Raw genomic sequence first — 25071 nt, forward strand, 5'->3', positions numbered from 1 at the left:
ATCCGAGGCACTCTAACGCTCAAACCTGGTGAAGATCAGCTTTTCGGCTTTCGGAACCGCAGCGTCATACGGTCGCTCTCGCCAATCGCCAGATACTTCTCCTTATCTTCATCGCCAAGACGCAGAGACGGCGGCAGCGTCCAGACACCTTTCGGATGATCCGCAGTATCCTTCGGGTTCGCATTGATCTCACTGGACGCCTCCAGCTCAAAGCCCGCTTTTTCCGCCAGCTCGATCACATAATCCTGAGGCATATAGCCGCTTTTCTTCATCTGATCGCGACTCGTACCCGGCTTCGCCCGGTGCTCTACAACCCCCAGGATGCCGCCCGGCTTCAACGCCTTGTAGAACGTCTTGAACGCCGCTTCTTCATTATCGCCGCCCATCCAATTGTGCACATTACGGAACGTCAGTACCGCATCCGCAGAACCTTCCGGCGCAATCTCACTGTCACCACCGGGCGCAAATTCCGTCAGCTTCACCGCCCCGTAAGTTGCCTTATCGCTCGCCAGCTTTTCCTCATACACACCGCGATACTTCTTGAAGTAACCGACGTCAGTCTCTTTCGGGAAATGCGCCGCGTAGAAGGTACCTTCATCCTTCAGCATCGGCGCCAGAATCTCACTGTACCAACCGCCGCCCGGCCAGACCTCCACCACGGTCATGTCCGGTTTCACCTGGAAAAACTCAAGTGTCTCTACCGGGTGTCGATATTCATCCCGCGCCACATATTTCGGCGTGCGATGCTCTCCCTCAACCGCCTTCTCCAGCGCCGCCGAGTGGGCCGCGCCACAAAGAGAGACCGCGCAGGCCATACCCGCCAACCAGTGTGCAAGCTTCATAATCACTCCGTTTATTGATTATTGATCGGTTTCTTCTCCATCCAGTGATGATTCAACACTGCAGGCCGTGCCCTGTAAAGACTGTTTTTGCCCACTTGCGGACTGACTGGCTACAATTCAGCTCAGTGTATCAACAGTGATAAGGAAGCCCCATGCAACAGCATTACGTCATCTCCATCATCAGCGACGACAAACCCGGCGTCGTGGAGATGCTCTCCGCCGCCGTCGCCGAGAACGGTGGCAACTGGGAAGATAGCCGCATGGCGCACTTTGCCGGCAAGTTCGCCGGTATCCTGCGAGTCAGTGTCGCCGCCGAGGAAAGTGACAAACTGAAAGACGCGCTCCAGAACCTGGCCGGCGACGACTTCAAACTACAGATTGAAAATGCGCTCGCAGTCACCGCCGACAATCGCCAGGCCCTGCAACTGAAGCTGATGGGTAACGACCGCCCCGGCATCGTCAAGGAAATCTCCCGCGCCCTGGCTGCCCGCAAGATCAACATGGAAAGCCTCGATACCCGCTACGGCAGTACCCCCTGGAGTGGAGAACCTCTGTTTACCGCAGAATGCACCATCAGCGTCGCTGAAGACGTGAGTATCGACGGCCTGCACGACGAACTGGACGAAATCGCCGACGAACTCGGAGTCGAGATCGACTGCGAAGACATCTCTGCCGCGCTATAATCCCCGCCACTCACAGCCCGGTTCCCCGGGCTGTTTCACACTCAACAACCGGTCATACTGTACGTGATGCCCTTTCGGGCCTTCACCTCGAGCGACCGGCGTCAGTACACACGCGATGTTCAAAATAGTCCTGTATCAACCGGAAATTGCCCCCAACACCGGCAATATCATCCGACTCTGCGCCAATACTGGTGCCGAGCTGCACTTGATCGAGCCCCTGGGCTTCACCATGGATGACAAACGGCTGCGCCGCGCCGGGCTCGACTATGCCGAGTACAGCCGCGTGGTACGCCACCGGGACTGGCAAGCATTTGTGGACACCGAGCGCCCCACACGGGTTCTGGCCCTCTCCACCAAGGGTTCCCGGCCGCATTCGGAGATTGAATTCCAACGCGACGACGCCATCGTATTCGGTCCCGAGACCCGCGGCCTGCCGGCAGACTTCCTGGCCATGACCGGCTCGGAGAACACCCTGCGTATCCCCATGTGCGCCAACAGCCGCAGCATCAACCTCTCCAATGCTGCGGCGATTGTCATCTATGAGGCCTGGCGGCAGCTGGGGTATGAAAACGCACTCTGACCCGAGCGGATAAGAGCACCCAAGTAACTGAAGGCACCAAATGCTGTGCCGCCCACAAACCAGAACACTACCGAGTTATGCGCGCACCCATCGGACTTTTTTACGGATCCAGCACCTGTTACACCGAAATGGCGGCGGAAAAGATCCGCGACCGACTCGGGGAAAACTGGGTCGACCTGCACAATGTCGCCGACGATGATATCGATCAGATGGAAGAATATGACTTCCTGATCCTCGGCATTCCCACCTGGGATTACGGCGAACTGCAGGAGGACTGGGAGAATTGCTGGGATCAGCTGACCCTGCTCAATCTGAGCGGCAAAACCGTCGCCTGCTACGGCCTCGGCGATCAGGAAGGCTACCCCCAGTGGTATCAGGATGCCCTCGGCTACCTGCACGCCCAAGTGGTCGCCCTCGGTGCCAAGGCTGTCGGTTACTGGCCCGTCGACGGCTACGAATTCGAGGAGTCCAAGGGGCTCACCGCCGACGGCAACCAGTTTGTCGGCCTCGCCCTGGACGAGGAAAACGAGTTCGACCTTAGCGACGCACGCCTCGATCAGTGGTGCGCCCAGGTCATGCGAGAATTCGGCCTGCAAGCCGGTTCAGAGAGCAGACCCAACGATGGCTGATCCCACGCCACCGGTACCATCCCACGCTGCGCTCGACTGGCGCGAAGATGGCCAGCCGGTGTCCACCGCGTTTGACGATATCTACTTCTCCACCGCCTCCGGCCTGGAGGAAACCCGTTACGTGTTCATCACCCAGAACCGGCTCCCGGAACGCTGGGCAGCACTGACGGGCAGTGACATTTTCAGCATCGGCGAGACCGGCTTCGGCACCGGGCTCAACTTTCTGGCCACCTGGCAGCAATGGCAACGCCTGGCACCGGGCGCCCCGCGCCTGCATTTTGTCAGCGTGGAAAAGTACCCCCTGCACCGCAAAGATCTCGAACGCGCCCTGGCCCTGTGGCCGGAGCTCGCCACATTCAGTGAACAACTGATCGAGCAGTATCCGCCACTACTGACCCCGGGCGTACACCGTCTCAAATTTGACGGTGGCCGCGTGCAACTCACCCTCTCCATCGGCGAGGCCAGCGACGCCTTCACCCAATTACAGACAGAAGACCCGCAGCGGGACGCGATGATCGATGCCTGGTTCCTGGATGGCTTCGCGCCCTCCAAGAACCCCGACATGTGGCGCCCGGAACTGTTCTCGGCCATTGCCCGGTTGAGCGCAGACAACGCCACCTTCGCCACATTTACCTGCGCGGGCATCGTCAAACGCGGGCTCAAAGGCGTTGGGTTCGAAATCGAGAAAGTCCCCGGGTTCGGCCATAAGCGGGAAATGCTGCGAGGCCAGCTTGCCAGTGCCGATCCGCAAGCAAGCGCCGGGCAACAATACACGCAAACCCCCTGGCATCTACCGGATGCCCCCACGCGCGGACAGCCCTGCACTGTCGCCATCATCGGCGCCGGTATCGCGGGCGCCACGCTCGCCAGAGCGCTGGCAGAACGCGGCTTGAAGGTCGCCGTGTTCGAACAGGGAGCAGGCCCCGGCAGCGGCGCATCCGGCAATGACCAGGGCATTCTCTACGCCAAGCTCTCTCCCAAGCCTGGCCCCAATGGCGACTTCAACTTACAGGCGCTGCAGTTCGCCCTGCGCTACTACCTGTGCCAGTGCCCCGATGCCGTGCACTTCGACGGCCTGCTGCAACTGGCCCAGAGCGAAAAAGAGCAAGGCCTGCAACAACAGATCGCAGACACCCTGCGCGGATGGGACGCCGACACACTGGTACGCCCAGTCTCCGCACAAGAAGCCACCGACCTGAGCGGCGTCCCCCTCGATGTCCCCGGGCTGTACCTCCCAAACGCCGGCTGGCTCGAACCCCGCAACGTGTGCAGCACATTACTGGAACACCCCAGCATCACCCTGCACAGCAGTCAGCGCATCGAAAGCATCGAGCATCGGGAAAACCACTGGCAATTGAGCAGGCACCGTGAAACCTTCCACGCGGACGTCCTCGCCCTCTGCACCGCCAACGGCATCAGAGACTTCGCGCGTACCAAGCCATTGCCGCTGCAGCCGATTCGCGGCCAGGTCAGCTTCGCCCAGGCAACGGACCGCTCCAGAAAGCTGAAGATCGCCCTGTGCGGCGAAGGCTACATCGCCCCCGCCCACCGTCATCACCACAACCCGCAACACAGCTTCGGCGCCACCTTCAAACTCAAACAGACCGACACCGAAGTCCGCGCCGAAGAACAGCAGGAAAACCTCGACACCCTCCGCAAACTGCTACCGGACATCGCCGCAGATTTTGCTCAAAACCCCATGACCGCCCGCGCCGCCCTGCGCGCCGCCACCCTCGACTACCTGCCCATGGCCGGCCCGGTGGCAGACTGGCACTCTCTCGCCGACACCTACGCCCCACTACGGAAAAATCGCAAACAGCTGATTCCCCAACGCTGCCACTACCAGCCGGGATTATTTGTGTTGGGAGGATTGGGGTCGCGCGGCTTCACCTACGCGCCGTTGGCGGCGGAAGTGGTGGCCTCATGGATCAGCGGAGAGGTGATGCCGGTAGAGGGAGAACTGGTGCGGGCACTGCATCCGATGCGATTTGCAATAAGGGCTTTAGGAAAAGACCGGCCGCTCAATTTCTGACAACCTACGACGAAGCACGACAGGCAGAAGCGAAGGCAGAGCACCGGGTGGGGATTTTCAGGAGCGTCGCAAACAGGATGTTTGCGCCGCAGCGCCCAGGGATGGGTTCACAGGGGGGCGCCTAGCTCGGTCCTGAAAATCCCCACCCGGTGCTTTGCCGCCCCCGAGAGAGATTAAGAACCAGTAACCGAGGAACCTGAAGACTCAAGCCGAAACAACTGCGCACTTCCGGAGCCACAAGCCACAACAGACTTCATCGCCGCCTCCACCGTCACATCCGGCAGAATCTCCACACAGTCCGCCGGCAAATGGTAAACAAACCCCGAAGTCGGCACCGGCGCCGTCGGCACATACACCGTAAAATCCCCATTCTCATGCCGCGACGTCACAATCGCCGTCACAGACAAAGGGTTGCTCGCCCCGTGAATCCGCGCCCGCGCCACCGGCCCCGACAACACCCCATCACCAGCGCCACCACCAATAAACTGCAACACCAGATCCTTGATCGTATTGTATCCCGGCGCCAACTTACCCAACCAATGGTCCAGATGACGGTGGATCCAGCGCCCCACACTCGTCTTAACCAACAGACCAATCACAAAACACAACCCCAGAATCGCCGCTATCACGATCAGCTGCGCAACGGTATCCTTCAGATTCGTATGGTCCTGCATCCAGTGCGCCGCCGGCGCCAGCAAATCCGTCACCTGACCAAATAACCACTGAATCAGCAGAAAGAAAATCACAATCGGCAGCACCACCGCCAGGCCACCGAGTAAAGTAAGCGTGACAAACGTTTTTATTCTGGTCATAAAATACTGCTACTGAATCATTGAAAATGCACTGCACACCCAATATGTACAGACCCTTGATCACCGCCCTCGTCGCGCTGCTGCTGACACCGTTGCTACAGGCACAACCAACAGCAACACAGCCGGTCGAACTCGACTACCAACTGCTGGAAACCAAGGACCGCCCCGCCGACCACTTTACCCAAGGGCTCTATTACGACGGCGACCGATGGTATGAAAGCAGTGGTCTGTATGGGCGTTCATGGCTCGCGGAGTATACCGACCCCGGGGGTAATCCGGTAAGGCGCAAGTGGCTCGCAGGCAACCGATTTGCGGAAGGGCTCGCAATTCTGGACGACCAGCTCTACCTGCTCACCTACCGCGCCGGGGAGCTTCAAGTCTACAACCGCAAGAACTTCTCCCTGCAGGCGACCCTCACCTATCGCGGCGAGGGCTGGGGCCTCACCACCGATGGCGAGCAGCTGATCATGAGTAACGGCAGCAATACCCTCACCTTTCGCGATCCGGCGGATTTTTCCGTCCAGCGGCGCCTCAAGGTCACTGGCGGCCCCGGGGGCTGGAGCCGACTGAACGAACTGGAATATGTGCACGGGCTGATCTGGGCGAACATCTGGCAGGAGCCAAACATCATCGCCATCGACCCCGAAAGCGGGAAAGTACAGGCCATCCTGAATCTGGAGAAACTGCAACGGGATAGCCTGGGAAGCAAAAGGACTGTAGACGCAGTTGCCAATGGTATCGCCTGGGACGAACACCGCAACGGTCTCTGGGTGACAGGAAAATACTGGCCGAAACTCTACCTGATCCGGCCGGAAGGCGTGGGTTTTTAAGCGGGATGGGGCCTGAGCGCAGTAACGTATCAGTTGCGGTAGTAATCGATAACAGTCAGTAGACCGCCACTGCGGATGGTATCCAGTGCAGAGCCCTTTACCTGCAACCGGTATCCCCGGTCCTGAGGCTCTAACGTCACACCGTCCGCGCCTTTCGCACCATCGAACAGCATCTCATCTCCGCCATTACTGGCGCGCCACTGGACGCCCTCAATATTGCGCATCCCGGGCAATTCGATAGTCACCGCCTGCAGGTGCCGGGGAAGCTCACGCATCTCCATTCGGGCGATACCGGTCGAGGTGGCTACAGAGTACTTCAACTGGTTTTCCGGCGCGGGCTGCCAACCGAGGTGAGTATCGGCCACGGCGGATTGCGCCAGGTAGCGGGGATTGAGAGTCTGGTCTTGAGAAGCGGTCGAACATCCTGTCAAACCGATAATCAGCATGAATGACGCCGTTGTCATTGCTCGCATAGTGTTATCCCTATGTTTGCGGTGCCGGGATTATAGCCCAACAGCAGATTTTTGCAGGGCGCCCGAGATTTTCTCGTGCCTGCAGTCGCACTGCAAATGGTCCGTTGCTTCTTCCGGTCGGTTTCTCGCCGCTATCCGTTTCTTGTGCTTGTGCGGTTCTATCCTCAGTGGTGTCACGGGTATACTCCACCCCATGACAACTTCCCCCCAAGCCCCCGAATACATCCTCGAGCACACCTTTGGCTACACCGATTTCCGCGGTGACCAGAGGGCCATTATCGAAACACTGGTGGAAGGCCAGGATGCTCTGGTTCTGATGCCCACCGGCGGGGGGAAATCCCTGTGTTACCAGATCCCCGCCCTCGCCCGCCCCGGCTGTGGCGTGGTGATCTCGCCGCTGATCGCGCTGATGCAGGATCAGGTAGAGGCGCTGCGGGCCGCGGGGGTATCCGCCGCATTCCTGAACTCTTCCCTGGCCTTCCACGAGGCCCAGCAGATTGAATCACAGCTATTAAACGGCGAACTCGAATTACTCTACCTGGCACCCGAGCGGCTATTACAGCCCCGCACCCTGGAATTGCTGGGCCGAGCGCAGATCTCCCTGTTCGCCATCGATGAAGCCCACTGTGTCTCCCAGTGGGGGCACGATTTCCGCGCAGACTACCTGCAACTCTCCTGCCTGCACGAGCGCTTTCCGGCGGTCCCGCGGGTGGCCCTGACCGCCACCGCGGACCAGCGCACCCGGGGAGAGATTGCCAACCGCCTGGATCTCACCGGCGCACGTCACTTTGTCAGCAGTTTTGACCGCCCCAATATCTGTTATCGCATTGCGCCCAAGAACAATCCCAAGCGTCAATTGCTGCAGTTTCTGCAACAGGAGCACATGGGACATGCTGGGGTCATTTATTGCCTGTCTCGCAGCAAGGTGGAATCTACCGCTGCCTGGCTGCAGCAACAGGGGTTCAATGCTCTGCCCTACCACGCCGGCCTGAGCTCGGAAATGCGCGCGGATCACCAGCGTCGTTTCCTGCGCGAAGAAGGGGTGATTGTGGTGGCCACCATCGCTTTCGGTATGGGCATCGATAAGCCGGATGTGCGCTTTGTCGCCCATCTCGACCTCCCCAAAAGTGTCGAGGCCTATTACCAGGAAACCGGCCGCGCCGGCCGCGACGGAGAGCCCGCTACAGCACTATTGCTGTACGGACTGGAAGACGTAGTGAAACTGAGCCAGATGGCAGCACAGTCCGAGGGCAATGAGGCCCACAAACGCCAGGAGCGCCAGCGCCTGGATGCCATGCTCGGGCTGTGCGAGATCACCAGCTGCCGCCGCCGCGCCCTGCTGCGCTACTTCGACGAGGAACTGGCGCAGGACTGCGGCAACTGCGACACCTGTCTGGAACCACCGCAAACCTGGGACGCCACCGAAGCCACCCGCAAACTGCTGTCCTGTATCTATCGCACCGGGCAGCGCTTTGGCGCCTCCCATGTAATCGATGTATTGCGCGGTGGCGATACCGAGAAAATCCGCCAGTTCAATCACCAGCAAGTCTCTACCTACGGTATTGGCAGCGACATGAGTGCCAACGAATGGCGCGCGATCGTACGCCAGCTGGTGGTGCGTGGTTTCCTGCAGGTCAACAGCGAAGCGTTCAACGCTATCCAGCTCACCGAACAATGTCGGCCAGTCCTGCGCGGGGAAGAAACCGTACTGCTGCGGACCCTGCCGAAAGCGACTCGCAAGGCCCCCGTCAACAGCGAACCCCGCGCCGCCGTGGAAATCGCGCCGGAAGATCAGTCCCTGTGGGAAGCCCTTCGCGCCCTGCGCAAGTCCCTGGCCGAAGAGCGCGGCGTACCGCCCTACGTAGTATTTCACGATGCCACCCTGCGGGAAATGCTCAGCGCCCGCCCCCGCAACGAAGCAGAGATGCTCGCCATTTCCGGTATCGGCGACAGCAAACTGGCCCGTTTCGGGGAACCGTTTCTCAGCCTGCTGGCGGAATTTGCCGGTGCGCCCGTCGAGTCAGGTTAAGCGCCCCCGGGGATGGAGAACACGGTTTTCGAAATGGATGCCAACGGCGTTTTTGTGGGCAGTTCCTATATCTACGCGCAAGCTCGAGAACAGCTAGTGTGGTGTAGCAGTTTGCTTCGCCAAAACGCCCCGTCCTCCGCTAAACCCTCCGGGGTTGCGCATAAACCTCTTTCCGTCTGCGCCTGAACCGTTACAATCGCCCCCGCAAAACGACTCTCGAACACATTAGAAAGGCCGGTTGCCAGAAAGCACCGAATCGCCCACAGACGTACCTAAGGAACACCATGATTCTCGCCCTGCTTGCCATCATTGCCGGATTTATCCTGCTGGTCTGGAGCGCCGACCGGTTTGTAGAGGGTGCGGCGGCTACCGCTGGCCACGCCGGTATGCCGCCGCTTTTGATCGGCATGGTGATTGTAGGGTTCGGAACCTCAGCGCCGGAAATGGTGGTTTCCGCGATGGCCGCGCTGGACGGTAACCCCGGGCTCGCACTGGGTAATGCCTACGGATCAAATATCACTAACACAGGCCTTATCCTCGGTGTTACCGCGATGATGATTCCGCTCACGGTACACTCCAAGATCGTGCGCAAAGAGTTGCCGCTACTACTGGTAATCACCCTCCTGACAGCAGTTTTCTTGTGGAACAATCAGCTAGATCGCTGGGAAGGCGCGGTATTGCTCGCTGGCTTTTTCGGCCTGATCGGCTGGTCGATCTACTCCGCCCTTACCGGCAAAGGAGACCCGATCGAGGGGAATATCGAAAGCGAGCTTGAAACCCACGAAATGCCGCTGAACAAAGCGATTTTCTGGTTGGTAGCCGGACTATTTCTGCTTGTCGCCAGCTCGCGACTGCTGGTATGGGGAGCGGTTGAAATTGCGCAGATGCTGGGGGTCAGTGACCTGATCATCGGCCTGACCATCGTCGCACTGGGAACCTCGCTGCCGGAACTGGCGGCCACTGTGGTCGCGGCACGCAAGGGCGAGCACGACATTGCCATTGGCAATGTGGTGGGCTCGAACATGTTCAACCTGTTCGCGGTGATCGGTATCGCGGGCGTGATCGCGCCCATGTCGAGTATTCCTCCGGAAGCCATGTATCGCGACTGGCCCATGGTCTTCGGATTGACGGCAGCACTGTTTGTGTTCGCTTACGGATTCCGCGGACGCCAGGGTCGACTCAACCGTTGGGAGGGACTGGCACTGTTAACCGCGTATCTCGCCTATACTGGCTACCTGATCTACGAAATCACCAGCGTACATATCTGATTGTCAGCCCCAAAGGGGCGTTCGCGCGAACGCCCCTCCTATCAACGCTCCAGCCGCTTCAATCGCGCCCGCAGCTGCTCGATCTCTTCCAGCAAATCCACCGCCAGCGCAGCTCCCGCAAGATTAACCCCCAGATCCCGCTCCAGAGTGTATACGCGCCGCACCCGGCGCACGCAGACGCCGCTGAAGCGCCACGCAGTCTCGCTGCCGCGGGGCTCAATCACCCCTTCATCAACCAGTGCGCGAATATGCTCTGCAGGCAGACCACAGGCGACACACAATTCGCGTAAGGTGAGCTCACATAGTTCGTCCAACAGCTGTTCATCCGTTTCCGGCTGCTTCGCCGCCATATTGACTCCTCTCGGTCGTCTCCCTACAACCCCGCCCGGGGGTCAAAACTGAAAGCACCGGCAAATTGTTGATAGGCCGCTTTCTCGCTATCGGAATGCGCCGGTGGCGTTACAATATCCAACACCACATACAGGTCGCCCGGCTCCTTCGCCGGAATGCCGCGCCCCTTCAGACGCAATTTATTCCCACCGCGGCTGTTAGCCGGAATCGTCAGCTGCACCTCGCCGTCGGGTATGGACACTGGCACCTTGGCGCCGAGCGCGGCTTCCCAGGGCGCCAATGGCAGGTTCAGGTAGACCGATTTTCCCTCAACGCTAAAACGCTGATGGGGTTTGAATACAATCTCCAGATAGAGGTCTCCGGGTTTGCCATCTCCAATCCCGGGTTCCCCCTGCCCCCCCAAGCGAATCTGCTGCCCCTCGGTGATACCTTTCGGGATTTTCACATTGAGACGCCGCTCCTTAAGCACCGGCCTGCCGTCAGGCCCGAGCTCCGAGTGTTTGAGAGTAATCTGACGTGTCGCGCCGCGATAACTGTCTTCGACGTCAATGCTGATTTTGGCGTGAGTATTGTTGCCCTGGGCGCTATAGGTACGGCTCCCATGCCCGGTAAATCCACTGTGGGAGAAACCTGCGCGGCCGAACAGACTTTCAAAAAAATCGCTGAAGGCTTCCGGATCTGCCTCGGTATAACCACCGCCGTGAAACTCGAAGCCCTGATCCCAGTCTGGCGGGGGATTAAAATCCTGCCCGGCATTCCAGTTCTGCCCCAACTGATCATAAGCAGCGCGCTTCTCTGGATCTTTCAATACTTCATAGGCTTCACTGACTTCCTTGAAGCGGTCTTCAGCATCGTTTTCCTTACTGACATCCGGATGATATTTACGCGCGAGCTTGCGGTAGGCACGCTTGATTTCATCCTGAGCCGCAGTGCGCTCGACGCCGAGAATCTTGTAGTAATCCCGGTATTCCATGGCCGTTCAGTTCTTGAGACTTCAATAAGAGAGAAGCAAAAAAGAAAAGGCACCCGAAGGTGCCTTCCCTGTTCTTCCGTGAATACTCCGACGCTTAGAAGGAGTAACCAACACCCAGGTTGAATACCCAGGGGCTGTAGTCAATGTCATTCACAGTCAACTTCTGAGTTACACGCGGGAATTCCGCAGTTCTGTAGTAGGTGTTGAAGTCAGTGTCGGCATCGATGTACATCACCGCCGCATTCACCAGGAAGGAATCTTCGCGACCAAAGCGGAAGTCAACCCCCACCTGGCCAACAACACCCCAGGAATGCCCCAGACCAAGGCTGGCGCCATTCAGAGTTTCGCCGCTGTCAATGAGCACATCATTGACATCACGGCTGTAACTCTCATCGCTGAAATCGGTATAGTTCACACCGATACCAACATACGGTTGACCCAGGCAATCTTCACTCAGAGGGAACCAGTTTACGAAAGCATTGGAATAGCTGGCGTCAAACTGGCCGAGTTTGAAGTTGCCACCACTGATGATCTGGTTGCCAGAACGGATACGGCGAATCTTCATATCCTGTTCAGTGGCGCCAACGTACATCAGCTCAACACCCCAATGCTCTACCGGCTTCCATACACCGGAAATATTCCATGTAGTTTCAGTATCCAGGTTCATATCCACTGCGTGGTAGCGGTCGCTGAGACGCAGGTTGTTCTTGTCGTCGCTCGGATCAACCCAGCTGGCACCAACGCGAACAGTATAATCACCCTCATCCCACCAAGCTGCAGATGCCTGTTGTGCACTAACCAGTGCGGAAATGGCGATTGCAAGCGGTGTCAGAACGCGTGTCATTTTCATTGAGAACTCCATCGTATTCGGCAAATTAAACAGCAATTAACCCAATCACTTGTCAGTCTAGACACGGAAAAACCATGGCGTAGAAAAAACAACCAAAAAAAATCTCAATCTGTGGAACTTTTGTGGTGTGCTGGCACAAAACTTTTGTTTTTCGAGAAGTCGCGCGACAGCTTTCCTTTGCACCTTTAAAACGACACGTTCTGTAAATAGAGCTTTTCGCGCCATTCGGTAGCTCCAGGCGCCAACGCAAGCCATCAGAACCCATTGAAAATGATTTTAACGCCATCACCTACAGCTCATCGCAAAAACATAGGAAATTTTCCGTCAGCCATTCAGGCGTCATTCAGATTGGAGGATGACCCGTTGCGCAACCGGGTAATAAACGTAAAGAAATGTTTTGAAGGGAAGATTGGCGGGAATTTCAACCAAAAAGCACGCCAGAGATCCGATCGCGGCACCAATGCCAGGAGGCTAGTGTGGTGTAACGAACTAGTGGGCCATGCGGAAAATTCGGTAACTAAACTGGAGAAAGGCTATCAGGACAGAAAAAAGACAGAAGCGGGATTCAGGGCTCCCGCTTCTGGTTTTCGATGACGAAGGTAAAAAATGATTCAGGCCTTGCCGCCCAGACACTGTGGGCTTTCCGGCGCCTGGCCTGCCCACTCTTCCGCGGTAAAGAGATGTAGCGCCAGTGCGTGAATCGGCCCCGCCATTTCATCCGCGAGCTCAGCGTACACTTTCTGGTGGCGCTGAACTTTACGTATCGCGGCGAAAGCCTCACTCACCAGAACCACCCGGAAATGCATTTCGGAACCCTCCGGGACATTGTGCATATGGCTTTCGCACTGCACCTCTATGTGGCTGGGCGCGAACGCCGATTCCAGCTTCTGCTGAATCTGTTGTGCGAGAGACATGAACTCCTCCTCTGGTACTTCCCTACTGTCGCAAACCCGCTTATGCCTGGTTCACCGCAGCTTCGCGTTTCCGCGCGGCAACGATCGCATCGTACGCCACGGTGACACTTTTCATCTGATCTTCTGCGTGGCGCATAAACTCCTCCGGCAACCCTTTGGAGGCAATCTTGTCCGGATGGAACTCCGCGGCCTTGCGGCGGTAAGCCAACTTCAGGTCGCGATCGCTCACATCCGCACTGACGCCGAGGGTGTCGTAATGCGCCTTGAGGCTGGTACCGGAAGCCGGTGCGCCGCCATTCTGTGCGAATTCATTGAACATGGCAGTGAAAATGGATTCATGCAGCCCCAGGGAAGCGGGTATCTGCTTGAGAATCTGTTCTTCTGCCGGGTGCAACTCACCGTCCGCAAACGCCACCGCGAACAACAGGCGGTAAACCATTTCCCGCATCGCCTGATTGCGGATCAACTGGCGAAATTGCTGGGCGTAGTCGTAGATGGTGTACTGATCATCCTTGGCGTTCTGGAAGATCTTGATCGCCTGTTGGCGGTCCTCCGGACTCAGGCGCAGGTTGTGCTTGATGAAATCTTCAACCAGCTGGATTTCCGCCTTGGAAACCTGCCCGTCGGCCTTGGCCATCTTCGCCAGCATGGAAAACAGCGCCACAATAAATACCGTCTGTGCGCCGTCGCGGTTCAGGGTGACCCCGGCCTCCGCCATACGCTTCAGGCCGGAGCCGAATGAACTGCCCACCCAGGCACCCAGCGCCGCACCGATGGGGCCACCGAACATCATGCCAATGCCGGCACCAATACCTGCACCCAACCAGGACATAACCTCTCCTTTCGGCCCCGCCGCACCGTTGCGCGGGCACCGTATGGTGAAAAAACGGCCGATATCTTATCACGTTACAACCCGCCGAACCGCGGATTTCGGCCCAGCAGCTGACCCACTGGTCCTAATTTCGGACAAAAGGAAAGCCTGAATTGAAGAAGTTCAATAACGGAAATGCAGTTGATGGGAAGGTGTTGATGGCGGGTGCGGCTTTGGGAGACCGTCTGCGGCCAGGACGGCCGCAGCCGAGCCCCCATGGATGGGTTTACGGCGTGTCTCCCAAAGCCGCACCCGGTAGCAGCACCGCCACAAACCCTGTTGATTGTTGCGGAGTACTACCGAAGTGATAGACACTGAATATCAGCCCGTCATAGCCTTGACCATGGTGATCATAACACCGGCCGCCACTGCCGAGCCGATCACACCGGCCACATTCGGCCCCATGGCGTGCATCAACAGGAAGTTGTGCGGGTTGGATTCCAGGCCCAGCTTGTTGGATACCCGTGCCGCCATCGGCACCGCGGATACACCGGCGGAACCGATCAGCGGGTTCACCTTGTTCTTGCTCACGGTGTTAAGCAGCTTGGCCATCAGAACACCACAGGCGGTACCGATCGAGAACGCCACAATCCCCAAAGCCAGGATACCCAGCGTCTTGGGATCCAGGAACTTGTCTGCGGCCAATTTGGAACCAACGGACAACCCCAGGAAAATAGTGGTGATGTTGATCAGTGCATTCTGCGCAGTATCAGACAGGCGATTAACCACACCGCACTCACGCATCAGGTTACCGAAACAAAACATACCCAGCAGCGGTGCCGCGTCGGGCAGGAACAGGGCAACCAGAATCAGCAGAATCAGGGGAAAGGCGATTTTTTCCCGCTTGCTGACCGGGCGCAGCTGAACCATCTCGATCTTGCGTTCCTGCTCAGTCGTCAGGGCGCGCATGATCGGCGGCTGGATCAGTGGTACCAGGGCCATATATGAGTATGCGGCAACGGCAATCGCACCCAGCAGATCCGGTGCCAGAAGGCTGGAAACGTAAATCGCCGTAGGGCCATCCGCACCACCGATGATACCGATGGCTGCCGCGTCAGCGATGGAGAAGTCCATCAATCCCAGTACAGACAAGCCCACGGCACCGAGTACCGTGGCAAAAATACCGAACTGCGCGGCAGCGCCGAGAAACAGGGTACGCGGATTAGCCAGCAGCGGGCCGAAATCCGTCATCGCGCCCACGCCCATAAAAATCACCAGCGGCGCAACACCGGAGGCTATCGCCACGGAATAAAAGTTGTACAGCATGCCGTTGTTGAAACCGGCATCATGGGCAACTTGCGAAGCCTGCTCATAGGCCGCCGCCGGGGCAGCCTCCAGCGCTTCTTTCAGCCCCTGCATGGATTCAAAACCGCTGAGCCCCAATGATTGGGCGATCTGTGCCAGTACACCGGCATCCCCGGAATACATGGCAGCTTCCACCGCGGGCACTGCAAGGTTTGCGCCGGGAATATTCGCAAGGATGCCACCAAACCCGATGGGTACCAGCAACAGCGGCTCAAAGTTTTTGCGGATTGCCAGAAACAGCAGGAGCAACCCCACTACGATCATGACGAACTGGCCGGAGGTCATTTTGAAGGCCCCGGACGAGAGCCATAGGTTGGTAAAGTGTTCCACGTCGTCCCCCGGTTATGCGATGGTCAGCAGGGAATCCCCTACCGCCACGGAATCGCCTTCCTTGATGTTGATTCCGGTTACGCTACCGGCGCGCGGCGCACTGACTGCGGTCTCCATTTTCATTGCTTCGAGAATGATAATGTTCTGACCTTCGCTAACCTGCTCACCAGGTTTGACCAGCACTTTGAAAATATTGCCCGCCAGCGGTGCTTTCACGGGTTCGCCAGAGCCCTCAGCGAATTGAGAGCCCTCAGCAACTTGAGAGCCTCCTACCGGTGCGGATGCAGCAGCGCCGGCAGCAGGAGCACCGCCAACCGGGGCAATGCCCGTCACATCTCCGCCATCGGTGACGGTCACGGTGTAGCTCTGCCCTTCCACCTCAACGGTGTACACACCCTCACCCTGATCATTCTTCACCTCAGAAGATTCATTTCCGGTCGGCACCGGCTCGAATGCATCCGGGTTGTCGCGGTTTTTCAGGAACTTGAGGCCGATCTGCGGGAACAGCGCGTACGTCAGTACGTCATCTATCTTTCCTTCACCTTCGGTGAGGGCAATGTCATCTTCGGACGCTTTCTGATCCAGCTCCGCAGCCAGCTTTTCCAGCTCGGGCGACAGCAAATCTGCCGGGCGACAGGTGATGGGGGCTGCGCCTTCCAGCACCTTGTCCTGCAGTTCTTTGTTAACGTCGGCAGCGGTAGCGCCGTACTCGCCCTTGAGCACCGCGGCGGTTTCCTTGGAGATGGATTTGTAGCGCTCGCCAGTGAGTACATTGAGTACCGACTGGGTGCCCACAATCTGCGAAGTCGGCGTTACCAGGGGAATGTAACCGAGGTCCTTACGTACCCTCGGAATTTCTTCCAGTACTTCATCAAGGCGATCACCGGCGCCCTGCTCTCGCAACTGGCTTTCCATGTTGGTCAGCATGCCGCCCGGAACCTGGGCCACCAGGATACGGGAATCGACACCGCGCAGAGAACCTTCGAATTTTGCGTACTTCTTGCGGACCTCACGGAAGTAGGCCGCGATTTCTTCCAGCAGATGGATATCCAGCCCGGTATCGCGCTCAGTGCCTTCCAGAATCGCCACCACGGCCTCGGTGGGGCTGTGGCCGTAAGTCATGGACATGGAGGAAATGGCGGTATCGATATTGTCGATCCCCGCTTCCACACACTTCAACGCAGTAGCAGTTGAAAGGCCGGTAGTGGCGTGACACTGCATGTGGATGGGAATGTCCACCGCTTGTTTCAGGCGCTTCACCAACTCGTAGCCTTCATACGGGCGTAGCAGGCCCGCCATATCTTTAATGGCAATGGAATCGGCGCCCATATCCTCAATCTTGCGACCGAGATCCACCCACATATCCAGCGTGTGTACCGGGCTTACGGTATAGGAGATAGTGCCCTGTGCATGTTTGCCCTGCTTTTTCACCGCGGCCAGTGCGGTTTGCAGGTTGCGCATGTCATTCATGGCGTCAAACACACGGAATACATCCACGCCGTTGATAGCCGCGCGCTCTACGAACTTTTCCACTACATCGTCTGCGTAGTGGCGATATCCGAGAATATTCTGGCCGCGGAACAACATCTGTTGCGGCGTGTTCGGCATGGCCTTCTTCAGTTCGCGAATGCGCTCCCAGGGGTCTTCACCCAGGTAGCGGATACACGCATCAAAAGTGGCTCCGCCCCAGGATTCCAGAGACCAGAAGCCGACCTTATCCAACTTCTCCGCAATCGGCAGCATGTCGTCCAGCCGCAGGCGGGTAGCGAACAGCGACTGGTGGGCGTCGCGCAGGACTACATCAGTAATCCCCAATGGCTTTTTAACCTCAGTCATGGGTCGTCTCTCTAAGCAATTGATCTTGGTAATGGATGAATGACAGGCAGCCGGAAGCCCGCCGATAACTGGCTCAGCGGCGATTTTTGCGATGCTGCTCGATTGCAGCCTCAATGATCTTTTTCAGACGGGCATCGCCGGTGCCAGCCGGCGTCGATTGCCCACTGGGGCTGGCCGGAGCGGGAGCCGCCTCTGGCAGGAAACGGCCGATAAAGCGGGACATGAGGGTGGTGCAGATGATGAGCGTGAGCAGGAAAGTGAAAACAATACCCATACCGAACAGCGTGATGTCCAGTCCCTGCTGTAATAGCGATTCCTGCATCTTATAACCCCCTTGTTATATTTCGATGTACTTCTAATGTTAGTCGTACCCGTTTTTTGGCGGGCGTTATTATCAATACAACTTCCCTTTGAAATCAAACACTTATTAGTTACAAAAGCAACCAAGAAGCCGACAATAACAGGCAAAATCGACCATTTTCGCTACCAGAATCAACACCTTGACGTTTTGCGTCAACGGGCATATCCGTTGCACAGCGCGTTCCCTTACAATACGCCGACGCTCACTTTGGGATCGCATTGACCGAGATATGTCCACCACCACATCCACAACAAAGCCCTCCGCAAAGCCCACCGCCAGCCCCGCGCCAATGATTTATCAGGCGCCTATGGAAGGTGTGATTGACCACCACGTGCGCACACTGCTTTCTGCGCTGGGTGGCATCGACGTCTGCGTGACAGAATTTGTACGGGTGACGGACAACCGTTTGCCCCGCCGGGTTTTTACCCGACTGTGCCCGGAGCTGGAACAGGGGGCAATGACCCCATCTGGCACCCCGGTGCGCTTACAGATACTGGGCGGCAATCCGGAATCCATGGGGCGCAATGCGATGCGGGCAGTAGCCGCCGGCGCCCAGGCTATCGATATCAATTTTGGCTGCCCGGCAAAGACCGTCAACAACAGTGACGGCGGCGCCTGTCTGCTGCAGTCTCCACACCGGGTGGAATCCATTGTGGCCGCGGTGAGAAAAGCGGTTCCGGACACCATCCCGGTGACCGCCAAAATTCGGTTGGGGTTTTCTGACCGCAGCAGTTACCTGGACAACGCCCGTGCGGCGGAGGCCGGCGGCGCCAGCGAGCTTGCCGTGCATGCACGCTCCAAAGTGGATGGCTACCGCCCACCGGCCTATTGGGAATACATTGGCGAAATCCGTCAGCAAGCAGGTATTAAAGTCATCGCCAACGGCGACCTGTGGACCCTGGACGATTTCATCCGCTGCCGGGAAGTCACCGGCTGCGATGCCTATATGTTTGGCCGTAGCCTGCTGGCACGGCCGGATATCGGGCTTCAGATCCGCGCATACTGTGAAGGCCGGGGTTACGCCCCTATGAACTGGCAGCAGGTGGCACAGCTACTCCACACCTACTACCACACCACCAAGGACCTCTACCCGGCCAAATACCTGGGTAACCGGGTCAAACAGTGGCTGGCCTACCTGAAACTCAGCTATCCCGAGGCGTTGGCGTTTTTCGAGCGGATAAAACGCCATCGGGATCCAGAGCTGCTGGAAGCGGAGTTCCAGCGCCAGCTACGTGGCAACGAATGCCACGCTGCCTGAAACCACATGCCCGCATCAAAAGCGCAAAAAAGTGCTTGCAAAGGACCATCGGCCACGGCAGAATGCGCGCCCTATCGAGTTGATCCATTCCTTTGCGGAGGGTCGAAAGACTCGGTAACTTGCGGATTTTTAACGAGTTTTTCAAAACCAACGTTAAAAAATAGTTGACGAAGCCAAGGCGGGTCACTATAGTTCGCACCCATAACGACGCGCTCGTAGCTCAGCTGGATAGAGTACCTGGCTACGAACCAGGCGGTCGGAGGTTCGAATCCTCCCGAGCGCGCCATATCAAAAAGCCCCGATCTCGCAAGAGTTCGGGGCTTTTTCGTTGTCGGGAAGAATAAGGACTAATCGGTTATCGCCTCGACGGAACCGTGAAGGTGCGGGCTGCGACCTTTTTTGGCTTTCACTGAAAAAGAGAGGGCTGGTGCATCCAGTTCACGGCTGCCGGTAAAAACCACAGACGCCGGAAGCATAATCGGCTTTCTGAACGCGATCGCAATTTTGAATCGACCGGAAAACGGGGCCAGCTGCGGTTCCAACTCTGCCAGACAACGGGCTTTGGTCCACATGCCGTGTGCAATCGCGCCGGGAAAACCAAACAGCTTTGCACTCAAGGTGTAGAGATGGATCGGATTTCGGTCCCCGGACACGCGCGCGTAACGCCGCCCCGTATTCGCGCCTATTTGCCACTCGCGCTCAATGCCGTGATTGCCCGCAGAAGACCGGGCGGCTCTCTGAAGCGCAGAGGCTCCGCTCAACGCGCTTTGCGCGCGGGCGGGCGATCGCTTCCTTTTCTCACCACCCGCTTTTTCCTGGCTCCGAGCCGCACCAATATCGCGGCGCAACATGGTACTCACACACTCCCAGATAAGGCTTTCCTGGACATAGACCCGGGTGAGGAGATCAAACTCCAGCCCCCGGCGGGCATGGCGAGGACCATAAAGTTCGCAACGAAAGTCCAGCCGATCTTCAATCTCTATCGGCCGGTACTGAGTAATCTCATTGCGCACATGCACAATCCCGAGCACGGAATATGGAAAGGCTTCGGATACCAGCAATGACAATTGCAAGGGCATTGCCATCACAAAGGGGTAAGTCGCCGGCACGCGCGGAACACGCCCCTCTGCCGGACCGGAAAACCCGCAGACCCTGCAATATTCAACCAATCGCGCAGGGTCAATAGGCTGGTTTTTCAGCGTCGCGCAGGCGAGCAACGCGGATTCGCGCGGAGGCTCTACCCGCTTGCCCGGCACCAATGCCTTCAGGTACAGGGACGCCGTAGACGGGACGGTTTTCAGAGCCAGCTCCAGAGCCATAATTCACTCACTTCAGAATGTCCGATCGGGGATTGGGACTTCTATCCTGGGTCGGAACTTGTGTTGAGGTCGGGTCTATAAAATTACTATGTTGACCAGCTGGTGACCGGTCATTGTTGGCGGTTATTTGTTTTCTGCCCTCGGTCAGCCTGATTGCAGGCGCCGCTCGAACAGATCCAGTATTCTAGTTCAGGCGCGCCCGCCTGAGCGTAGTTAACCGCCACGAAGCCTGCAGGCAGCATGCTTCTGCGTCTTTACCATTCAATTCATCACACATTACCCTCTCCTTTTGCCGATTTGGTCGGTGCAGCAGTCCCTGCCAGTAGACTGGACCCAACAGTCATATTACCGTTTGCTCCATACCCTACACCAGCTCAATGGTCAGATACCGTCGGAAGATACCAATCAATGAAAAACACACTTGGAACCGCCTGTGCAGGACTTCTACTCACCCTGTGCAGCACAGCACTCGCCGCCGCAGACAACCGGATAACCCAGGTCATCAGCGCCGATGCGCCGGACCTACAGTATGTGGGCCGCGTTGACTTCAGTGATCGGCAAGCTCCCAGCCTTACTTGGCCCGGAAGCAGTGTCCGCGCCAATTTTACCGGTACTGCGCTCAGCATCATTCTGGACGACGAACTGGGTCAGAATTTTTTCAATGTGATTATTGATGGCAATACCGCCCACCCTTTCGTACTGCAAACGCAACAAGGCCAGCACACTTACGAGGTTTCCCGGGCGCTGCCGTCCGGCGAGCACTCTTTGGAGATCTACAAGCGTACGGAGGGAGAATACGGGGCAACCGCTTTCAAGGGGCTGAGACTGTCTGAACAGGGTGAACTGACGGTGCCACCGGCGCGCCCCCAGCGGCGCATGGAAATCTTTGGTGACTCCATCTCCTGCGGCATGGGCAATGAGGGGGCGGACAACGGTCGCGACGATCTGGCCTCGGAACAAAACCACTACTGGACCTACGGCGCGGTGGCAGCACGAACGCTGGATGCCGAGCTACACACCATATGCAGAAGCGGCATCGGTATTATGGTGAGCTGGTTCCCCTACATCATGCGCGATTATTTCGATCAGCTCAGTGGCGTGGGCAACAACGAGACCCAGTGGGACTTCAGCCAATGGACACCGGATGTGGTGGTCATCAACCTGCTTCAGAATGACAGCTGGCTGATTGATCGGGAACACAAACTGCAGCCGGCGCCCACCGAACAGCAACGCATTGACGCCTACGTGAAATTTGCCCGCCGTATCCGGCGAGAATACCCCGACGCCACGATCATCGCTGCCCTGGGCAGCATGGACGCAACCGCAACGGAAAAATGGCCAGACTATATCCGCAAGGCGGTTGCACAGATGCAAGCGCAATACGATGACGACAAGCTGCACACCGTCTTCTTTGACTACACCGGCTACGGGCAGCATCCACGCATTGCACAACATGTAAAGAACGGAGAACAATTGGCGAGTGTTATCCGGGAGAAAATGGGCTGGTGATCACCAGCCCTCCCACTACCATTTTTCGCCCCGACTGCGCGCTAATTACGCACTAATAAAGATCCCGTCGGTAGCGTCCCTCTGCCATCAGCGCTTCCAGGGCCTGCTCACCCAGGATCGCCGCAAGCGCCCGGTGGACGCTTTCCCCCATCCCTGAGCGACTGCCGCAAACATAGATGTCGGCGCCACGGGCAACAAACGCCTGCACGTCGTCGGCCCGTCCGGTGAGTACATCCTGCACATAGCGTTTTCCGGTGACCTCGCCTCGGGAGAAGACCCGATCACAGCGGGCAATGACGCCCCCAGTCAGCCAGTTATCGAGCTCCAGTGCCAATGGACAGTCCGCGGTTTCGCTGCGCTCTCCAAACACCACCCACGCCGGCCCGGCGCTTGCACACCCTGACCGTTCAGCCAACTGCGCGCGCAGCCCCGCCAGGCCGCTGCCGGCGCCGATTGCCAACATCGGTGGCGTGTGATCGATCGTATGGCAATTGTTATTGTGGCGCAGCCTGCCGGCAAACCGGGCACCCGGCTCGCTGAACGCCGTCAGCCAGCCAGACCCGACGCCAAGCCCCCCGTCTGTCTGCATCTGCTGGCGTACAATCAATTTCAGGTTGCCTTCCCGAGGCACTGAGGCCACCGAGTACTCCCGCGCGGGGAGCATAGGCAGTGCGGAAAAATCCCCGCGGAGCAGCTCCGAGCTCTCCACTGCGACGGTGCTCAGATCGCGCTCGCTGAGCCAGTCCCGCAATTGGCGCGTGGACTGTTGTGACGAAATCCATAAATCGCCATCGAGGTTTCTCGCCGACAGCCAGGCGGAGACTACCTCGGGGGCGTTGCGTGGCTGCAGCACGAAAATATCGCCGGCGCGCCAGGTGGGCAACGGGCCGCAGGCGCTCAACGTCACTTCATACAGCGGAGCGCCGGGGCTACCAGGGTTCAAAAGCGTGCGCGCGGTCAGGGTCCAGAAACGGTTGCCAGCTTCGCCCCCCTCCGAACCGTCATCAGGGACAGCGGCAATCTGACCGCTGTCGATCTGCTCCAGGGGTGCCAGCGCCTGCGCCCCCATCGCCGCCATGCCCTCGAATAGACGTCTCCCAAACGCGCAGAATTGCGCGTAGGCGCTGTCTCCGAGCGCGACAACGGAATAAGAAAGGTGGGAAAGGTCCAGCGCGGGGTTTATCTGTCCCCCGGCTTCGGCACCACCGGCGTGCAGCGCCGGACGAAGAAACTGGCGCGCAAATCGAACACCATTATCCGGTGGTTCCCCCTCGCCGTAAGTACTCACCACAAACACCGCTTTACGGGCCGCAAGCAGAGTCTGTCGGGAAACCTGATTCAGCGGCAACAGATTGACTGAAGCCTCCCCTGCCTCGACCTCCAGTTGTCGGGCACGCCGGGCGGCCAACGCTGCGGCGGTACCACTCTGGCTGGCGTAGGCGACCAACGTGTGGCCACCGCGATTGGCGCAAGGTTGCGCCCTGCGGGCGCGCCAGTACAGCCAGACGCACCAAAGGAGCCAGGCCATCACTAACGCGACGGCCACAGCAGTTCGTTGAAGTTCTGTCACCACGGTACCTGCGGATTACATCGGCAGAACTTCAAAAGTTGCGGAGTAAGAACCACGGCGGGCAGTCGCTGGTGCCTTGGCCTGGTCATCCTGATATTCCGCTTCCATAAAGTAACGGCCTGCACTGGGCCAGGTTACGCTGAACTGCCCGGTATCATCCGCTTTCACCTGAATATCTTCCTGGCTGTCGCGGTAACGACTGCCGCCGGGCACCAGTACAACCTCGGCATTCTTTGCCGGCTCGCCATCAATCAGCAACTTGAAATTGGCACTTTCTCCGGCATAAAGATCATTGGGGTGCGTCACCGGTACCAGCTCCAAACCAACGCCTTGCGGCTTGAACACATCGCTGGTCGGCTGGCCAGCGGTGACAAACGTCTCAATACGATGGGAGCTCTGAAACACGCGTAGCTCTTTCGCGTCTTTGGGCACAGCGCTATCAAACTCGGAATCGTTCGCCCGCTGGCCGCGACCAGGCCACATATGGCGCTTGCCCGCGTCGTCTTTCCAGAAGGCACGCAAACCGCTGGAGGCGAGCCCGATTTTGTAAGTCCCCTCTTCCTTCAGCTGTACATCAAAGGTACTGCGGTACTTCCCTTTGGACGGGTTTTCCAGAGCGATCTCTTCCCCGCTGGGCGCAGTCGCAGTTACATGATCCACCCCCATGGCGACATGATCAGGAAAGAAAATGGTGTTGGATACCGCGGCGTCGAAGGTTACGTAAGGATCTTCACCGGAGAGGACGGTGGTGCTGGGCAGAATCCACGCGCGGTGTGCCTGGGCCTGCATCGCGATGCTGGCACTGACCAGTCCGGTCATCAGAATTTTTGCGAAAGTCATTTTCTTCATGAGAGTCTCCTTGAAACTTGGGGGGGAAAGTCGGGGGTCACTGGACGAGGGCAACCCGGATACTGCCGAGTTCTTCTTCACCGCTGGCAGACAGTGGCAGTGCGGACTTTTCCAGCGGCCAGGTGATGGGAATTTCAATCAGCTCACGACCGCCCACTTCCCGTGCGGCCTCGATACGCAGCCGGTACTTACCCGGTACAAGCTCTGCGAGTTCGCTTTCGGCAATCGCGACTTCCAGCGCGTGCTCACCGGGGCCGTAGGTCGCTGAGGTAATACCATCTACCGGCATATCCAGCGCCCGTCCGCCGCGACGCCACCACTGACGCAGATCCTTGAGCCACTTCTCCCCTTCGTTGTTACGCATCTCGACGTCGTACCAGACGGCGAGCTGGGTGGCATTACGGGATTCGTCCTCGAGCCACACCGCAACATAGGGGTTATGGTATTCCGCTACTTTCAGGCGCGGGATCTCGATGCTGACCTGCAGGCTTTCCGCGTGCGCGACATTACCGGCAAACAGCCCTGCCAGCAGCAAACCGCCCGCCAGCTGTCGGAAACACTTTTTATCCATATCTATTCCCGTTTTTCCATTTGAGA

At 58.1% G+C, this 25071-nt stretch carries 24 protein-coding genes and 1 tRNA gene; 10 read left to right on the forward strand and 15 right to left on the reverse strand.

Going from position 1 to position 25071, the window contains the following annotated elements; translation table 11 throughout:
- Nucleotides 1-35: 35 nt before the first annotated feature.
- Nucleotides 36-842, reverse strand: a complete 807-nt coding sequence (locus LPW13_RS09015; protein WP_230439096.1) for a class I SAM-dependent methyltransferase — start codon at nucleotides 840-842, stop codon at nucleotides 36-38.
- Between the two features lie 152 nt (nucleotides 843-994).
- Between LPW13_RS09015 and LPW13_RS09020 the strand changes: the two genes are divergently transcribed.
- The 4 genes from LPW13_RS09020 (at nucleotide 995) to mnmC (ending at nucleotide 4766) form a co-directional block, all read left to right on the forward strand.
- A complete protein-coding gene (locus LPW13_RS09020; protein ID WP_230439097.1) occupies nucleotides 995-1525 on the forward strand; it encodes a glycine cleavage system protein R in 531 nt (176 codons plus the stop codon).
- A gap of 115 nt (nucleotides 1526-1640) precedes the next feature.
- On the forward strand, nucleotides 1641-2105 hold the full coding sequence (gene trmL / locus LPW13_RS09025) for a tRNA (uridine(34)/cytosine(34)/5-carboxymethylaminomethyluridine(34)-2'-O)-methyltransferase TrmL (protein ID WP_230439098.1): 465 nt from the start codon (nucleotides 1641-1643) through the stop codon (nucleotides 2103-2105).
- 77 nt (nucleotides 2106-2182) lie between these two features.
- Nucleotides 2183-2734, forward strand: coding sequence for a flavodoxin FldB (fldB, locus tag LPW13_RS09030; protein ID WP_230439099.1), 552 nt, complete (start codon nucleotides 2183-2185; stop codon nucleotides 2732-2734).
- The gene (mnmC, locus tag LPW13_RS09035) at nucleotides 2727-4766 is read left to right on the forward strand and encodes a bifunctional tRNA (5-methylaminomethyl-2-thiouridine)(34)-methyltransferase MnmD/FAD-dependent 5-carboxymethylaminomethyl-2-thiouridine(34) oxidoreductase MnmC (protein WP_230439100.1); all 2040 of its coding nucleotides are present in this window, start codon (nucleotides 2727-2729) and stop codon (nucleotides 4764-4766) included. The genes fldB and mnmC overlap by 8 nt, the downstream gene beginning before the upstream one ends.
- Nucleotides 4767-4939: 173 nt before the next feature.
- On the opposite strand, the gene LPW13_RS09040 is transcribed toward mnmC, so the two are convergent.
- The gene (locus LPW13_RS09040) at nucleotides 4940-5578 is read right to left on the reverse strand and encodes a DUF502 domain-containing protein (protein ID WP_230439101.1); all 639 of its coding nucleotides are present in this window, start codon (nucleotides 5576-5578) and stop codon (nucleotides 4940-4942) included.
- A 44-nt stretch (nucleotides 5579-5622) separates the two neighbouring features.
- Between LPW13_RS09040 and LPW13_RS09045 the strand changes: the two genes are divergently transcribed.
- On the forward strand, nucleotides 5623-6408 hold the full coding sequence (locus LPW13_RS09045) for a glutaminyl-peptide cyclotransferase (RefSeq protein ID WP_230439102.1): 786 nt from the start codon (nucleotides 5623-5625) through the stop codon (nucleotides 6406-6408).
- Nucleotides 6409-6437: 29 nt separating this feature from the next.
- On the opposite strand, the gene LPW13_RS09050 is transcribed toward LPW13_RS09045, so the two are convergent.
- Nucleotides 6438-6881, reverse strand: coding sequence for a hypothetical protein (locus tag LPW13_RS09050; protein ID WP_230439103.1), 444 nt, complete (start codon nucleotides 6879-6881; stop codon nucleotides 6438-6440).
- Nucleotides 6882-7074: 193 nt separating this feature from the next.
- On the opposite strand from LPW13_RS09050, the gene recQ reads away from it, so the two are divergent.
- Complete coding sequence (gene recQ / locus LPW13_RS09055) at nucleotides 7075-8910, forward strand: DNA helicase RecQ (protein ID WP_230439104.1); 1836 nt, start codon at nucleotides 7075-7077, stop codon at nucleotides 8908-8910.
- A 284-nt stretch (nucleotides 8911-9194) separates the two neighbouring features.
- Nucleotides 9195-10178, forward strand: coding sequence for a calcium/sodium antiporter (locus LPW13_RS09060; protein ID WP_230439105.1), 984 nt, complete (start codon nucleotides 9195-9197; stop codon nucleotides 10176-10178).
- A gap of 41 nt (nucleotides 10179-10219) precedes the next feature.
- On the opposite strand, the gene LPW13_RS09065 is transcribed toward LPW13_RS09060, so the two are convergent.
- The 8 genes from LPW13_RS09065 to LPW13_RS09100 form a co-directional block, all read right to left on the reverse strand.
- Entirely contained in the window at nucleotides 10220-10528 is a 309-nt protein-coding gene (locus LPW13_RS09065; RefSeq protein ID WP_230439106.1) for a chaperone modulator CbpM, read from the reverse strand.
- Nucleotides 10529-10551: 23 nt separating this feature from the next.
- The gene (locus LPW13_RS09070; RefSeq protein ID WP_230439107.1) at nucleotides 10552-11502 is read right to left on the reverse strand and encodes a DnaJ C-terminal domain-containing protein; all 951 of its coding nucleotides are present in this window, start codon (nucleotides 11500-11502) and stop codon (nucleotides 10552-10554) included.
- A gap of 94 nt (nucleotides 11503-11596) precedes the next feature.
- Nucleotides 11597-12352, reverse strand: a complete 756-nt coding sequence (locus LPW13_RS09075) for an OmpW/AlkL family protein (protein WP_230439108.1) — start codon at nucleotides 12350-12352, stop codon at nucleotides 11597-11599.
- A gap of 611 nt (nucleotides 12353-12963) precedes the next feature.
- A complete protein-coding gene (locus LPW13_RS09080; RefSeq protein WP_230439109.1) occupies nucleotides 12964-13266 on the reverse strand; it encodes a BolA family protein in 303 nt (100 codons plus the stop codon).
- Nucleotides 13267-13306: 40 nt separating this feature from the next.
- Nucleotides 13307-14098 (reverse strand): co-chaperone DjlA, encoded by a 792-nt coding sequence (gene djlA, locus LPW13_RS09085; RefSeq protein ID WP_230439110.1) that lies wholly within the window; start codon nucleotides 14096-14098, stop codon nucleotides 13307-13309.
- A gap of 360 nt (nucleotides 14099-14458) precedes the next feature.
- A complete protein-coding gene (locus tag LPW13_RS09090; RefSeq protein WP_230439178.1) occupies nucleotides 14459-15727 on the reverse strand; it encodes a sodium ion-translocating decarboxylase subunit beta in 1269 nt (422 codons plus the stop codon).
- 57 nt (nucleotides 15728-15784) lie between these two features.
- Nucleotides 15785-17608: a sodium-extruding oxaloacetate decarboxylase subunit alpha gene (oadA, locus tag LPW13_RS09095; protein WP_230439111.1), complete on the reverse strand. Its 1824-nt coding sequence runs from the start codon at nucleotides 17606-17608 to the stop codon at nucleotides 15785-15787.
- 73 nt (nucleotides 17609-17681) lie between these two features.
- Nucleotides 17682-17930, reverse strand: a complete 249-nt coding sequence (locus LPW13_RS09100; protein WP_230439112.1) for an OadG family protein — start codon at nucleotides 17928-17930, stop codon at nucleotides 17682-17684.
- A gap of 328 nt (nucleotides 17931-18258) precedes the next feature.
- Between LPW13_RS09100 and LPW13_RS09105 the strand changes: the two genes are divergently transcribed.
- On the forward strand, nucleotides 18259-19227 hold the full coding sequence (locus tag LPW13_RS09105; protein ID WP_230439179.1) for a tRNA dihydrouridine synthase: 969 nt from the start codon (nucleotides 18259-18261) through the stop codon (nucleotides 19225-19227).
- A gap of 209 nt (nucleotides 19228-19436) precedes the next feature.
- Nucleotides 19437-19513: transfer RNA gene (locus LPW13_RS09110), tRNA-Arg, on the forward strand.
- A gap of 61 nt (nucleotides 19514-19574) precedes the next feature.
- On the opposite strand, the gene LPW13_RS09115 is transcribed toward LPW13_RS09110, so the two are convergent.
- Entirely contained in the window at nucleotides 19575-20483 is a 909-nt protein-coding gene (locus LPW13_RS09115) for a MaoC/PaaZ C-terminal domain-containing protein (RefSeq protein ID WP_230439113.1), read from the reverse strand.
- A 471-nt stretch (nucleotides 20484-20954) separates the two neighbouring features.
- Between LPW13_RS09115 and LPW13_RS09120 the strand changes: the two genes are divergently transcribed.
- Nucleotides 20955-22055: a GDSL-type esterase/lipase family protein gene (locus LPW13_RS09120; protein WP_230439114.1), complete on the forward strand. Its 1101-nt coding sequence runs from the start codon at nucleotides 20955-20957 to the stop codon at nucleotides 22053-22055.
- 52 nt (nucleotides 22056-22107) lie between these two features.
- Here LPW13_RS09120 and LPW13_RS09125 read toward each other — a convergent pair whose 3' ends face one another.
- Genes LPW13_RS09125 through LPW13_RS09135 form a run of 3 tightly spaced genes read right to left on the reverse strand, consistent with a single transcriptional unit; the run spans nucleotide 22108 to nucleotide 25045 of the window.
- On the reverse strand, nucleotides 22108-23601 hold the full coding sequence (locus LPW13_RS09125; protein ID WP_230439115.1) for an NADPH cytochrome P450 oxidoreductase family protein: 1494 nt from the start codon (nucleotides 23599-23601) through the stop codon (nucleotides 22108-22110).
- A gap of 39 nt (nucleotides 23602-23640) precedes the next feature.
- Nucleotides 23641-24474 carry a DUF4198 domain-containing protein gene (locus tag LPW13_RS09130; RefSeq protein ID WP_230439116.1) on the reverse strand — a complete coding sequence of 278 codons (834 nt, stop codon included), beginning with the start codon at nucleotides 24472-24474 and terminating at the stop codon, nucleotides 23641-23643.
- A 37-nt stretch (nucleotides 24475-24511) separates the two neighbouring features.
- A complete protein-coding gene (locus tag LPW13_RS09135) occupies nucleotides 24512-25045 on the reverse strand; it encodes a DUF2271 domain-containing protein (RefSeq protein ID WP_230439117.1) in 534 nt (177 codons plus the stop codon).
- Between the last annotated feature and the right edge of the window lie 26 nt (nucleotides 25046-25071).

This window comes from Microbulbifer celer (assembly GCF_020991125.1).
Lineage (GTDB): Bacteria > Pseudomonadota > Gammaproteobacteria > Pseudomonadales > Cellvibrionaceae > Microbulbifer > Microbulbifer celer.

What these genes read in the sequence shown, in the direction of transcription:
- LPW13_RS09015 (WP_230439096.1), bottom strand. Translation starts at nt 842, where the DNA reads ATGAAGCTTGCACACTGGTTGGCGGGTATGGCCTGCGCGGTCTCTCTT.
- LPW13_RS09020 (WP_230439097.1), top strand. Translation starts at nt 995, where the DNA reads ATGCAACAGCATTACGTCATCTCCATCATCAGCGACGACAAACCCGGC.
- trmL (WP_230439098.1), top strand. Translation starts at nt 1,641, where the DNA reads ATGTTCAAAATAGTCCTGTATCAACCGGAAATTGCCCCCAACACCGGC.
- fldB (WP_230439099.1), top strand. Translation starts at nt 2,183, where the DNA reads ATGCGCGCACCCATCGGACTTTTTTACGGATCCAGCACCTGTTACACC.
- mnmC (WP_230439100.1), top strand. Translation starts at nt 2,727, where the DNA reads ATGGCTGATCCCACGCCACCGGTACCATCCCACGCTGCGCTCGACTGG.
- LPW13_RS09040 (WP_230439101.1), bottom strand. Translation starts at nt 5,578, where the DNA reads ATGACCAGAATAAAAACGTTTGTCACGCTTACTTTACTCGGTGGCCTG.
- LPW13_RS09045 (WP_230439102.1), top strand. Translation starts at nt 5,623, where the DNA reads ATGTACAGACCCTTGATCACCGCCCTCGTCGCGCTGCTGCTGACACCG.
- LPW13_RS09050 (WP_230439103.1), bottom strand. Translation starts at nt 6,881, where the DNA reads ATGCGAGCAATGACAACGGCGTCATTCATGCTGATTATCGGTTTGACA.
- recQ (WP_230439104.1), top strand. Translation starts at nt 7,075, where the DNA reads ATGACAACTTCCCCCCAAGCCCCCGAATACATCCTCGAGCACACCTTT.
- LPW13_RS09060 (WP_230439105.1), top strand. Translation starts at nt 9,195, where the DNA reads ATGATTCTCGCCCTGCTTGCCATCATTGCCGGATTTATCCTGCTGGTC.
- LPW13_RS09065 (WP_230439106.1), bottom strand. Translation starts at nt 10,528, where the DNA reads ATGGCGGCGAAGCAGCCGGAAACGGATGAACAGCTGTTGGACGAACTA.
- LPW13_RS09070 (WP_230439107.1), bottom strand. Translation starts at nt 11,502, where the DNA reads ATGGAATACCGGGATTACTACAAGATTCTCGGCGTCGAGCGCACTGCG.
- LPW13_RS09075 (WP_230439108.1), bottom strand. Translation starts at nt 12,352, where the DNA reads ATGAAAATGACACGCGTTCTGACACCGCTTGCAATCGCCATTTCCGCA.
- LPW13_RS09080 (WP_230439109.1), bottom strand. Translation starts at nt 13,266, where the DNA reads ATGTCTCTCGCACAACAGATTCAGCAGAAGCTGGAATCGGCGTTCGCG.
- djlA (WP_230439110.1), bottom strand. Translation starts at nt 14,098, where the DNA reads ATGTCCTGGTTGGGTGCAGGTATTGGTGCCGGCATTGGCATGATGTTC.
- LPW13_RS09090 (WP_230439178.1), bottom strand. Translation starts at nt 15,727, where the DNA reads ATGACCTCCGGCCAGTTCGTCATGATCGTAGTGGGGTTGCTCCTGCTG.
- oadA (WP_230439111.1), bottom strand. Translation starts at nt 17,608, where the DNA reads ATGACTGAGGTTAAAAAGCCATTGGGGATTACTGATGTAGTCCTGCGC.
- LPW13_RS09100 (WP_230439112.1), bottom strand. Translation starts at nt 17,930, where the DNA reads ATGCAGGAATCGCTATTACAGCAGGGACTGGACATCACGCTGTTCGGT.
- LPW13_RS09105 (WP_230439179.1), top strand. Translation starts at nt 18,259, where the DNA reads ATGATTTATCAGGCGCCTATGGAAGGTGTGATTGACCACCACGTGCGC.
- LPW13_RS09120 (WP_230439114.1), top strand. Translation starts at nt 20,955, where the DNA reads ATGAAAAACACACTTGGAACCGCCTGTGCAGGACTTCTACTCACCCTG.
- LPW13_RS09130 (WP_230439116.1), bottom strand. Translation starts at nt 24,474, where the DNA reads ATGAAGAAAATGACTTTCGCAAAAATTCTGATGACCGGACTGGTCAGT.
- LPW13_RS09135 (WP_230439117.1), bottom strand. Translation starts at nt 25,045, where the DNA reads ATGGATAAAAAGTGTTTCCGACAGCTGGCGGGCGGTTTGCTGCTGGCA.